The organism is Stomatobaculum sp. (assembly GCF_057248925.1).
Map to the genome: position 1 here is coordinate 1 of NZ_DBHIHF010000038.1, position 11,524 is coordinate 11,524.

Sequence of the window (11,524 nt, forward strand, 5' to 3'; positions counted from 1 at the left end):
TGTATCACTGACGAGTACCTTTATTTATATAATTAGTTACTTAAAACTCTCTCCTATACGGTTTCCTTCTTCTGGCTTGGCGCTATGTGGGTGAATATCCATAACCAGTGGAGCAGGATCGAGAAGATAGACAACAAGGTGCTCTGGTGGAGCATCATCATGCTGTTTTTTGCCTCCTTCTTCCCATATGTAACATCCTTTGTTAGTGATCACTTTACAAGCCTTTTTGCGCAGATGCTTTACAGCGTGGTGGTGATATGTGTTTCACTATCCAACATGGCGCTTGCGCGAGCGGTCGCAAGGGCTAATGGTTCGACGAGCGCGTTGGACTATAGTTCCCGGAAAATCGTTGCGGCTGACCTGATCATTAAGGCGATTGGCATTGTTCTTGCGATCTTTGTTTATCCGCCGATTACCATGTTTGCAGTTATTCTGGCAGGGTGTGTGGTGACCTTCCTTCCACATATAGTGAATCGAAAAAACAAGAAACGAGGTGAGATCGATGCTGTATGATCCACATCTGGATTTATTCCTGCAGGTGGCGGAGATTGGGAGCTTCTCCAAAGCGGCCGAAGCCAAGTACATCACGCCGTCTGCGGTCATCAAGCAGATAAATCTCTTAGAGGATGAACTTGGCGTTCGTCTTTTTGAAAGAACACACAGAGGGTTAAAGCTGACAAAAGCCGGTGAATCCTTAAAGAAGGATGCGCCGGAACTGATCAGGATGAGCCGTGAAGCCGCATCAAGAGCCATCTCTTCCATGAAGAGTGACGGACGCATTATCCGCATCGGCACGTCGCCTATGACACCTGCGGAAGTACTTGTGGAACTATGGCCGAAACTGTCCGATATCTTGCCGGGGCTGAAATTCCAGCTTGTACCTTTCGATAATACGCCTGAGAATGCCCGGATGATCCTGAAAAATCTCGGCGAAACCATCGGTGTGGTCGCGGGTCTGTTCGATGAGGAACTATTAAAGTACCGCAAATGTAATGGCATTGAACTGACCCGGGACAAGCTATGCGTGGCTTTTTCGGTCAATCATCCTCTTGCACAGAAAAAACGCTTGGCAATCAAAGATCTGTATGGGCAGGAACTAATGATGCTCTCCCCGGGCAGTATGGGCAGCATGGATGCACTGCGTGAATACCTTGTCGCCAATCATCCGCAGGTAAAAATCGTAGATTTTCCGCTCTATAACACAGGTGTTTTCAATGAATGTGAGAACGGCGGCAGGCTTCTTATTACCACTGAGCGATGGAAAACAGTACACCCACTCCTAAAGACTGTCCGCATGGGCTGGAAGCATGATATGCCATACGGTTTGATGTACTCCAGAACTCCGGATAAAAAAGTGAAACAATTCCTAAAAGCATTAAAAGAGATCGTTTAAGTTTATACCTTTTGATATAAACTTCGTTCCAAAGAGAGACTTCTGGTTGAGGTCTCTTTTTCTTATACTTAAAACAGGGTTAAGGAATAAACCGCTATTTTTGACAGGAGGACTTTACGATGGAATATGTAACACTTTCTAATGGAATCAAGATGCCGATCTTAGGCTATGGCGTATATCAGGTGACAAAGGATGAGTGCGAAAGATACGTACTGGATGCGCTGAAAGCAGGATACCGCAGCCTTGATACGGCTCAGAGTTATTTTAATGAAGAAGAGGTCGGTGCGGCAATCGAGAAGTCCGGCGTTCCCCGTGAGGAAATATTCCTGACCACCAAGGTGTGGGTGGAGCATTACGGGTATGATGCCTGCAAAAGGTCTGTAGAAGAATCTCTGAAGAAACTGAAAACCGATTATATTGACCTGATGCTTTTGCATCAGCCTTTTTCGGATTACTACGGCGCATGGCATGCCCTTGAGGATCTGTATGAGGAAGGCGTGCTCCGTGCTATTGGCGTTTCCAACTTCTATCCCGACAGACTGGTAGACATCGCGTCTTTCGCCCGTATCGCTCCGATGGTGAATCAGGTGGAAACCCATCCGCATAATCAGCAGACAGAAGCTAAAAAGTGGATGGATAAGTATCAGATCCAGCACGAGGCATGGGCTCCGTTCGGTGAGGGCAGGAATGGTCTGTTTGAGGATCCGACGCTTGCAGAGATCGGTGCGAAATACGGAAAGACCACGGCGCAGGTCATCCTTCGCTGGCATATCCAGAGAAATACGGTGGTGATTCCGAAGTCCACGCATTATGAGCGTATGATTCAGAACATCAATGTGTTTGACTTTTCCCTTACTGATGAGGATATGGCGAAGATTGCCTCACTTGATAAGGAACAGAGCTCTTTCTTCTCACACTATGACCCTAACATGGTGGAGTGGTTTGTGAAGACGGTCGAGGAGCGTAAGACCAAGCATAGGAGCGAGGAGGAGAAAAAGGCATGGTAAAAAAATAAAAGAAGTTTCTTCGCTGTAATTCTCGCATTCGTAATGATCATTGCGCTGACAGCGTGCGGAAGTTCCAGTAAGACTGAATCGGATGGTACAAACGACCAGACGGTAAGTGTGCAGTCTGAAACGGAGAATGATTCAGAGATAACATCTGAATCTGAGAAGACAGCAACAGAACCGCAGGACGGCAGCAAGGAATTGGATAGCTCAGATATAAATACGGAGGATACAAATAAAATACTTGTCGTTTATTTCTCATGGTCGGGTCATTTGGACAGCATGGCGCACTGGGTGGCTGATGAGACAGGCGGTGACCTATATCGTGTGATGGCGGCAGATCCGTATCCGGAGGATTACAATGCTACAGCCGACCGCGCCAAGCAGGAGCAGGACGATGGTGTTCGTCCGGAAATAGTAGTGGATATTACACCGGAACAGATGTCAGAGTACGATACCATATTCTTTGGTTTTCCGGTTTGGTGGTACGATCTTCCGATGACTATGTGGACATTCCTTGAAAACTTCGATTTCTCCAGCAAGACGATCATTCCGTTTTTCTCTTACGAAGGAAGTTCAAATGGGGCGAATGCTCTGCCGACAGTAGAACGTTTGGCCACCGGTGCGACCGTCAGATCCGATGATGCCTTATCGATACGCGGTGGCAATGTGGACGGCTCGGAAAATGATGTCCGTATGTGGGTTCAGGGTTTGGATTACTGAGATGCGTATGCCCTGATATGCCAAGGAGGTTAAAAATGAGAAAAATATGGCCTGTTCTATTAACCATCGTAATGATGCTTACATTGGTGGCGTGTGGAACTTCAAACAACAACAATTCGGAATCTGCCAGAAAAAGCGAAACGGAATTTACCGGAAAAGCAATTGTGGTTTATTATTCCGGCTCCGGCAATACGAAGAGAGTTGCAGATTTTGTTGCAGACGAATTGAAAGCTGACACCTTTGAGATTGTTCCTGTCGATTCTTACTCCGATGATGACCTGAACTGGAGAGACCGTTCAAGCCGGGTAAATAAGGAGCATGACGACACCTCACTTCAAGATATCGAATTGGTTTCTACAGATGTGCCAAACTGGGACGAGTATGATGTGGTGCTGTTCGGTTACCCCATCTGGTGGCGCGAGGCTTCTTGGGTGGTAAACAACTTTATTAAAAACAACGATTTCACCGGGAAAACAGTGGTTCCCTTCTGTACTTCCACAAGTTCAGGCCTGGGAGACAGCGGAACCACTCTGGAAAAGATGGCAGGAACCGGTACTTGGATGGAAGGTATACGCTTCAATGAAAAGCCGAGCGAGGATAGCGTCAGAGAATGGGTACGAGGGCTTGACTTGGAATAACTGACTTCGTGCAGACAGGCGTCATCGGCATGGAGAACGAAATCCCGGCGCCGACAGAAATCGACTTCGGAGACGAGTATATTCGAGGCTTTCTCTTCGACAATGTACTGCACAGTGAAAATGACGGAGATATCCATTTCGGGCTGTACATGCCGGAGAGCTACGACGGCTCCGAATCATATGCGCTGTTCGTGACTTTGCCTGGTTACGGAGGATTGTATTTCCAAGGCGTCGGCGCGAATATCCAGACGGAAGATTACGGAACCCTCGCACAGAAATATAACGAGAGAATGATCATCGCCGCTCCGCAGCTGAATGACTGGAAAGAAACATCTGCGAGACAGACAGTTGCACTTACCAGATACCTGATAGGGCATTATAACATTGACTCCGAGAAGGTTTATCTTAACGGCTATTCCGGCGGAGGATACTTTGCCCGCGAAGAGGACATCATGAACTGGCTCTTTGGAGGACATGAGTAATAAATGCTGAAAAGGAAATCAATGATGAAGAAACTGCGAATGACAATAGATATCGCGATGACTGTTGTGCTCATCGGGCTGATGGCATATTCGCTGATCGGTGAGTTGACGCACGAAATCCTCGGAACCGTGATGATTGTGTTGTTTGTCGTTCATCATATTCTGAATCGCAGATGGTTCGGCGGACTTCTAAAAGGCAAGTACCGAGCTTTCCGTATATTTCAGACAGTCTTGGTACTTCTAATGATTGTTTTGGTTTTTGCGTCTGCGGTCAGCGGGATCGTCCTGTCACAGCATTTGTACAAGTTCCTGAACATCAGTCAGGGAGCTTCTATTGCCCGGAGCGTACACATGGTATGCGCGTACCTGAACTACATCCTGATGTCGCTTCATCTGGGATTGCATTGGAATATGATGCTCGGTGCGATGCAAAAAGGCAAAGACAGGGAAAAAACAACTGGTTGGGTACTGCGAGTTGGTGCGATCGCCATAGCGGCATACGGCGTATATGCGCTCATCCGGAGGCAGATTGGAGAGTATCTGTTTTTACAGACACATTTTCTGTTCTTAGACCCTACGGAACCGATCATCTTTTTCTTCATGGATTACATGGCGATTATGGGACTGTTCGTTTTCTGCGGACATTATCTTGGAAAAGCATTAAAGTGGTTTGACAGCCACCTAATTATTAAATCAAAACAATAACAGGAGGTACACTCATGAACACTCAGAAAGTCGTATTCGTAAACAAGGAACTGAACACAAGGATGGCGGGACTGCTTCGTTTGCCGGATGGCTTTGATCTCAGCAAGGACTATCCTGCAATCGTTCTTACCGGCCCCATGCTCTCCGTCAAGGAGCAGGCGCAGTCGGTTTATGCCGAGAGACTGACAGAAGCCGGATATGTGACGCTGGTATTTGACGGCACTTATTTTGGCGAGAGCGAAGGAATGCCGAGAGGTCAGGAACTGCCCGAAGTCAAGGAAAGTGATATTGAGAGCGCAGTGGATTATCTTTGCAGTCTGCCTTATGTGGATAAGGATCGTATCGGCGGACTTGGTATCTGTGGCTCCGGCTCCTATATGTCTGTCGCAGGCGTCAAGGAACCTCGTATCAAGGCGGTTACAGCTATTGTTCCTGCGATTTCCGATATTTCCACCTCCCCGATGATGGGCTTCTTTAAGCCGGAAGAGGAAGTAAAGGCTGCCAAGGAAGCCTATGACAAGGGCGAAGGCGGGCTGGTGTATCTGAACTTCATGCCCAGAGCCCTTGACGAGGGTGCAGCATATTATTACAGCGCAAGAGGCACACATACCCGCTGGTCAAATCAGGTCGTTGCATGGAGCCAGCTGGAGCTGGTGAAGTACAATGTCACCAATATCATGAAGGATATGCAGAAACCTTACTGCGTGATTACGGCGGAAAATGCATGGTCAAAGCCATCCTCTGAAGAAATTTTCAATGCCGTTCCCACAGACACAAAGGAAATGTATGTAATCCCAGAGGCAAGCCACTTTGATATGTACGATCTGGCTCCGTTTGTCTCCGAAGAATTTGAGTATATTATTCCATTCTTCGGAAAGAACTTGTAAGAAAGTGAGGACAGGCGCATGAAGAGAGTATTGGCTTTGATATTCATGATGGTTTTAGCTGTCAGTTTCTCTTCCTGCGCCGACTCTTCGCAGGATGTAGAGGTTGTTCCGAGACTGAATGAGGATGTACAGACAGATGAAGCGTCCCTTATGCCTGACACAGAGAAGGAAACAGAGGAACAATCTATGACAGAACACTATACAACGAATACAAAAATTGAAGATGTGATAAACGATCCCGTTTTTGGCGATTACGGCAGACTGATTTTTCCGGTGGACTCCGGCTATTATGGCGGTAGCACACTCGGCAATCTGTCGCTTACCTGGTACAACTACATAGATTCCGATAAGACAGTGGAGATCTGCAATTACATGAGAAATCAGGCGGAAAACGGGGACACCATCTTTTATGACATTTATACGGAAGAGGAAAAGGCTGCAGATCCGGCGAAAAGAGATATGGGTTTGTTCTTCTTTAAGGGAAATCCCGGCACAAAGTTCGCTATCGTAAACGCCGGCGGCGGTTTTGCCTACGTTGGTGCGATGCACGACAGCTTTCCCCACGCGTTGGAACTTTCCAAGATGGGATACAATGCCTTTGCGCTGATTTATCGTCCCGGCGCACAGACGGCCTGCGAGGATCTTTCGAGAGCGATCGCCTTTATCTCCCGGCATACAGATGAACTTCAGGTTGATACGGATGGCTACTCTCTTTGGGGTGGATCGGCAGGCGGAAGAATGGCAGACTGGGTAGGAACATACGGTACGGAGTATTTCGGAGAGAAAGCCTATCCGCATCCTGCGGCTGTCATCGTAAATTACACCGGACTTTCGGAAGTGACAGGCTACGAGCCACCGACTTACAGCGCCGTAGGGACAAGCGACGGTATCGCAAGCTGGCGGACGATGAAATCAAGACTGGATACCATGTCTGAGATGGGCATTCCCACGGAGTTCCATTCCTACGACGGGCTGCCACATGGATTCGGACTTGGAACAGGAACTGTTGCCGAGGGATGGATCGATGATGCCGTGGCATTTTGGGAAGACCAGATGTGACACAGAAGAAAGCGAGGAATTCTATATATGAAAAAGCAAACAGCAGGCAGAGAACATTTGGGAGAACTGGCTCCTAAATTCGCCGAATTAAATGACGACGTCCTTTTTGGAGAGGTATGGTCGCGGGAATCACAGCTGTCGCTCCGTGACCGCAGTATGATCACGATCGCGGCACTCTTTTCCGCAGGGCTGTACCCGCAGCTGAAAAGCCATCTGATCCTTGGCAAGGAGCATGGCGTGACAAAGGAAGAAGCAACCGAAATTGCTACACAGCTGGCATTTTACTGTGGGTGGCCGAAGGCCTGGAGTACCTTCCCGATGATCGCAGAGGTCTGGGGAGAGGAAGATACGAAGCCGAACCTTGCATTCCCCATCGGTGAGCCGAACACGGCGTTTGCACAGTATTTTGTTGGACAAAGCTATCTGAAGCCTCTGACGATGGAGCAGGTACCGACCTTCAACGTAACATTTGAGCCTGGCTGCCGCAACAACTGGCATATCCACCATGCGGACAATGGCGGAGGACAGTTGCTTATCTGCATTTACGGAAAAGGCTGGTATCAGGAGTGGGGCAAAGAGGCGCGTGAGCTGTATCCCGGTGATGTAGTCAATATTCCTGCAAATGTGAAGCATTGGCACGGTGCGGCAAAGGACAGCTGGTTCCAGCATATCGCACAGGAAATTTCCGGAGAGAGCACCGGGACTGAATGGTGTGAGCCGGTGGATGATGAACAGTACAATAAACTCAAGTAATCAAGGAGGAGCAGAATGGAATACTTTACACTGAACAATGGAATCAAGATGCCGATGGCAGGCATCGGCGTGTTTATGATGAGTCCCGCAGAGGCGGAAAGCGCAGTAGAGAGCGCACTGAAAAGCGGCGTCAGGCTGATTGATACAGCAAACGGATATATGAACGAGAGCGGCACCTGCAGAGGTATCAAAAAGAGCGGCGTGGCAAGAGAGGGCATTTTCCTTGTAACGAAGCTGTGGCCGACTGTTTATGAAAAGGATACAGCGGTAGATGAAACGCTTAAAAGGCTGGGTACCGATTACATTGACCTTCTCTTCCTGCACCAGCCAACAGCTAACTGGCGTGAGGGTTATAGGCAGATCGAAAAAGCCTATAAAGAAGGCAAGGTCAAGGCTATCGGTCTCTCCAACTTCCCGGATGATCTGCTGCGTGAAGCTATCGAAACTATGGAGATTAAGCCCCAGGTGGTGCAGGTGGAGGCGCATCCTTACTTCCCGCAGACCGAACTTAAGAAGATTCTTGCCGAAACCGGGATGGGACTTATGGCGTGGTATCCTCTCGGACACGGTGACAAGACTCTTATTGAACAGCCTGTATTTGGAGAGCTTGGAAAGAAATACGGCAAAACAAATGCCCAGATTATTCTTCGTTGGCATGTTCAAAGCGGAAATGTTGTGATCCCTGGCTCCAAGAATCCTGATCATATCCGTGATAACTTTGACATCTTCGATTTTACGCTGACTGATGAGGATATGGCAGAAATCGCAAAGGTGGATAAGGGAGTCCGCTATTATACGGCAACACCGGAGATGATCGCGGCATATCAGACGATGGAGTTGAAAGAGGATCTTTAAGGAGGGGTGCATCATGGCAAAGAATCTCGTTTTATACTTTTCCGTTTACGGTACTGCAAAAGCCGTGGCAGAGGAGATCGCAAAGCAGGCAGGTGCTGACCTTGTTGAAATAGAGCCGGAGACTCCTTACGACAGTAACAGAGATCACTATAACGCGCTTGCTGCCTATGCCAAGAAGGAACATGATGAGAACCTGCGTCCTGCGATCAAGAACGAATTAAATATCGCAGCGTATGACAATATTTTCATCGGTTATCCCATGTGGTGGTATACGTTCCCTATGATCATCTATACGCTGTTTGACAAATATGATTTCAGCGGTAAGACGATTGTTCCATTCAATACTCACATGGGTTCGGGTGACGGCGGCACTTATAAGACCATCCGAGAGCTTGAGCCGAATGCAACGGTTCTCGAAGGACTGCCTGTTGAAATGAAGACTGCAGAAAGAGGATGCGAGGCGGCAGTCAGCAGATGGCTTGCGAAGGTGGGAATATGAGAACCTGGCTTATTACAGGCTGCTCTACCGGAATTGGAAGAGGCATAGCGAAGGCAGTGCTTCATTCCGGCGATCAGGCTGTCGTTACAGCAAGAGATATATCCAAAATACAGGAATTTGAAACGGAATACCCGGATACCTGTGCGGCTTTACCTCTTGACCTGACGGATGGGAACAGCATGGAGAATGCAGTGAAGGAGGCATACAGCAGATTCGGCAAGATTGATGTTCTTGTCAACAATGCAGGATATGGCTATCGTGCTGCAATTGAGGAAAGTGAAGATGAAGAGATTGATTTGCTGTTTCGGACGAATGTATTCGGCCCGGTAAAGCTGATGAATCTGTGCCTTCCCAAAATGCGGGAGGATAACTCAGGAATCATCATAAATGTTTCTTCTATCGGTGCAGTAAGGGCAGCAGTCGGAAACGGCTTTTACTCCGCCTCGAAGGCTGCATTGGAGCTTGTCAGTGATGCCGTAGAGAAAGAAACCGAGCATCTTGGAATCAAGGTGATGATTGTAGAGCCGGGGGCATTTCGCACATCATTCTATGATTCCCTGCATGGGGCGAGTCGGGCGATTTCCGACTATACGCCGTCTGTAGGTTCGATGCGCCTTGAAAATATGGTAAATAATCATGACCAGAAGGGCGATCCTGATAAGGCCGGAAAACTGATCGTGGAGTTGGTATCGTCAGGGAATCTTCCAAAGAGACTGCCTCTCGGCAGTGACGCAGTACGGATTATCCGGGATGAGCTTAAGAGCCGCCTTGCAGAAGTGGAGAAAACAGAAAGCTACAGCATAACAACAGATTATTGATGGAGGTATTTATGAAGAACAGAATCTTAGGAAAAGACCTGGAGGTGTCGCCTATTGGTCTGGGTTGCATGGGATTTTCCCACGCATACGGAACTGCAACAGATGAGGACACAGCCATTAACGCGATTCGGCAGGCTGTGGAAATGGGCTATACCTTCTTTGATACGGCTGAATGTTATATCGGTGAAAAGGCAGATGGGAGTATCAGCTACAACAACGAGGAGTTGGTAGGAAAGGCGCTTGCTCCATATCGGAATCAGGTAAAAGTTGCCACAAAGTGCGGCGTTAAGCATGAGAACCGCCAACTTGTCCTGGACTCACGCCCGGAAACGATAAAAGCATCCATCGAAGGCAGCTTAAAACGGCTTGGTATGGATCACGTAGATTTGTACTATCAGCACCGCATCGATCCGAATGTAGAGCCGGAAGAAGTAGCGGTCGTCATGTCTGGCCTGATAAAAGAAGGCAAAATACTTCACTGGGGAATTTCCGAGGCAAATGAGGAATATCTTCGAAGGGCACATGAAGTATGTCCTGTGACCTGCATTCAAAACCGGTATTCCATGATGGCAAGATGGCATGAGAACCTCTTCCCGGTTCTGGAAGAACTGAATATCGGATATGTGGCCTTTTCTCCGCTTGCCAACGGCATTCTGTCCGATGCCTTTGCAAAGGGTGAGCAGTTTGATAAAGCGGATTATCGCAGTGCTATGCCGCAGTATTCTGATGAGGCGTTTGAACAGAACAGAGAACTTCTTTCGCTGATCAGAAATCTTGCGGAAGAAAAGAACGCCACACCTGCGCAGATTTCCTTGTCATGGATGCTCTGCAAGAAGCCTTATATCGTTCCGATCCCCGGTTCGAGAAAAGCAGAGCGCATCAGAGAAAATCTTGGTGCGGTGGAGATCACCCTGACAGCGGAAGAGGTCATAAGCATTGATGAAAAACTGAATCACATGGAGATGTCGGCAGTATTCGGCGGCTCTCCTGTGAGGAAATAATGGAGGAAACGAAAAATGAGCATTTTGTTTATCAACGCAAGTCCGAATAAGAACGGCAACACGGCAAAGCTGGCGAAGGAACTGCTTACCGGAAAAGAGTACGCAACCTTAAATCTCATCGACTATAAAATCTATTCCTATGGTCAGGAATATCCGGATGACCAGTTTAATGAAGTTATTGATGCGATCCGCAAGGCGGATACCGTGGTCATGGGTTCGCCACTGTACTGGCATAACATCTGCGGTTTAATGAGGAATTTCCTTGACCGTTGCTACGGACCGATCGGACAGGGCGAGTTTGGCGGAAAGAATCTGTATTTCATCATGCAGGGTGCCTCACCGGAGAAATGGCAGCTTGAAGCATGTGAGTTTATCATGTCCCGTTTTGCCGGCTTGTATGGGTTTGCTTATAAGGGCATGGTAACGAATTCGCAGGAAGCAAAGAAAATAAATGTGGATTAATCGGTGGGCGGGGGTGATGTCGATATGAAAAAGAAAACATTATCACTCCTGCTTGCCCTTGTGGTTCTTTGCACTCTTACGGCCTGCAGCAAGCAGGAGACTGTGACATCTTCAGCGCTTGCGGATGAAGCAGAACAAAACATAAAGGAAACAGAAGCGCAGGCGGGGGAAAGTACAATGGAACCATTTACCCAATGCGCCGTAAAGCCCCGCCCTTTAGGGCTGGGGATATAAGGCGCGTC

Annotated in this window: 15 protein-coding genes and 1 pseudogene; all 16 read left to right on the forward strand. The window is 48.1% G+C overall.

The window, feature by feature from the left end; genetic code table 11:
* Nucleotides 1-54: 54 nt before the first annotated feature.
* Nucleotides 55-513, forward strand: a pseudogene (locus ACO4XG_RS10650) (TMEM175 family protein); the annotation flags it as partial.
* A complete protein-coding gene (locus tag ACO4XG_RS10655) occupies nucleotides 503-1,393 on the forward strand; it encodes a LysR family transcriptional regulator (protein WP_485129731.1) in 891 nt (296 codons plus the stop codon). The pseudogene ACO4XG_RS10650 and the gene ACO4XG_RS10655, both read left to right, overlap by 11 nt.
* A gap of 119 nt (nucleotides 1,394-1,512) precedes the next feature.
* A complete protein-coding gene (locus ACO4XG_RS10660; RefSeq protein WP_485129732.1) occupies nucleotides 1,513-2,400 on the forward strand; it encodes an aldo/keto reductase in 888 nt (295 codons plus the stop codon).
* Between the two features lie 117 nt (nucleotides 2,401-2,517).
* Nucleotides 2,518-3,123 (forward strand): flavodoxin, encoded by a 606-nt coding sequence (locus ACO4XG_RS10665; RefSeq protein WP_485129733.1) that lies wholly within the window; start codon nucleotides 2,518-2,520, stop codon nucleotides 3,121-3,123.
* A gap of 35 nt (nucleotides 3,124-3,158) precedes the next feature.
* A complete protein-coding gene (locus ACO4XG_RS10670) occupies nucleotides 3,159-3,761 on the forward strand; it encodes a flavodoxin (RefSeq protein WP_485129734.1) in 603 nt (200 codons plus the stop codon).
* 29 nt (nucleotides 3,762-3,790) lie between these two features.
* Nucleotides 3,791-4,243, forward strand: a complete 453-nt coding sequence (locus ACO4XG_RS10675; RefSeq protein WP_485129735.1) for a hypothetical protein — start codon at nucleotides 3,791-3,793, stop codon at nucleotides 4,241-4,243.
* Between the two features lie 21 nt (nucleotides 4,244-4,264).
* A complete protein-coding gene (locus ACO4XG_RS10680) occupies nucleotides 4,265-4,948 on the forward strand; it encodes a DUF4405 domain-containing protein (protein ID WP_485129736.1) in 684 nt (227 codons plus the stop codon).
* 14 nt (nucleotides 4,949-4,962) lie between these two features.
* The gene (locus tag ACO4XG_RS10685; RefSeq protein WP_485129737.1) at nucleotides 4,963-5,835 is read left to right on the forward strand and encodes an alpha/beta hydrolase; all 873 of its coding nucleotides are present in this window, start codon (nucleotides 4,963-4,965) and stop codon (nucleotides 5,833-5,835) included.
* Nucleotides 5,836-5,853: 18 nt separating this feature from the next.
* Nucleotides 5,854-6,894 carry an alpha/beta hydrolase gene (locus ACO4XG_RS10690; protein ID WP_485129738.1) on the forward strand — a complete coding sequence of 347 codons (1,041 nt, stop codon included), beginning with the start codon at nucleotides 5,854-5,856 and terminating at the stop codon, nucleotides 6,892-6,894.
* A 27-nt stretch (nucleotides 6,895-6,921) separates the two neighbouring features.
* Entirely contained in the window at nucleotides 6,922-7,647 is a 726-nt protein-coding gene (locus ACO4XG_RS10695) for a carboxymuconolactone decarboxylase family protein (protein WP_485129739.1), read from the forward strand.
* A 15-nt stretch (nucleotides 7,648-7,662) separates the two neighbouring features.
* Nucleotides 7,663-8,502 (forward strand): aldo/keto reductase, encoded by an 840-nt coding sequence (locus tag ACO4XG_RS10700; RefSeq protein ID WP_485129740.1) that lies wholly within the window; start codon nucleotides 7,663-7,665, stop codon nucleotides 8,500-8,502.
* A 13-nt stretch (nucleotides 8,503-8,515) separates the two neighbouring features.
* Nucleotides 8,516-9,001: a flavodoxin gene (locus tag ACO4XG_RS10705; RefSeq protein ID WP_485129741.1), complete on the forward strand. Its 486-nt coding sequence runs from the start codon at nucleotides 8,516-8,518 to the stop codon at nucleotides 8,999-9,001.
* Entirely contained in the window at nucleotides 8,998-9,819 is an 822-nt protein-coding gene (locus ACO4XG_RS10710) for an SDR family NAD(P)-dependent oxidoreductase (RefSeq protein ID WP_485129742.1), read from the forward strand. The genes ACO4XG_RS10705 and ACO4XG_RS10710 overlap by 4 nt, the downstream gene beginning before the upstream one ends.
* An 11-nt stretch (nucleotides 9,820-9,830) precedes the next feature.
* Nucleotides 9,831-10,820: an aldo/keto reductase gene (locus ACO4XG_RS10715; RefSeq protein ID WP_337462631.1), complete on the forward strand. Its 990-nt coding sequence runs from the start codon at nucleotides 9,831-9,833 to the stop codon at nucleotides 10,818-10,820.
* 15 nt (nucleotides 10,821-10,835) lie between these two features.
* Nucleotides 10,836-11,282: a flavodoxin family protein gene (locus tag ACO4XG_RS10720; RefSeq protein ID WP_485129743.1), complete on the forward strand. Its 447-nt coding sequence runs from the start codon at nucleotides 10,836-10,838 to the stop codon at nucleotides 11,280-11,282.
* Nucleotides 11,283-11,306: 24 nt separating this feature from the next.
* Nucleotides 11,307-11,516 carry a hypothetical protein gene (locus tag ACO4XG_RS10725; RefSeq protein WP_485129744.1) on the forward strand — a complete coding sequence of 70 codons (210 nt, stop codon included), beginning with the start codon at nucleotides 11,307-11,309 and terminating at the stop codon, nucleotides 11,514-11,516.
* Nucleotides 11,517-11,524 lie beyond the last annotated feature (8 nt).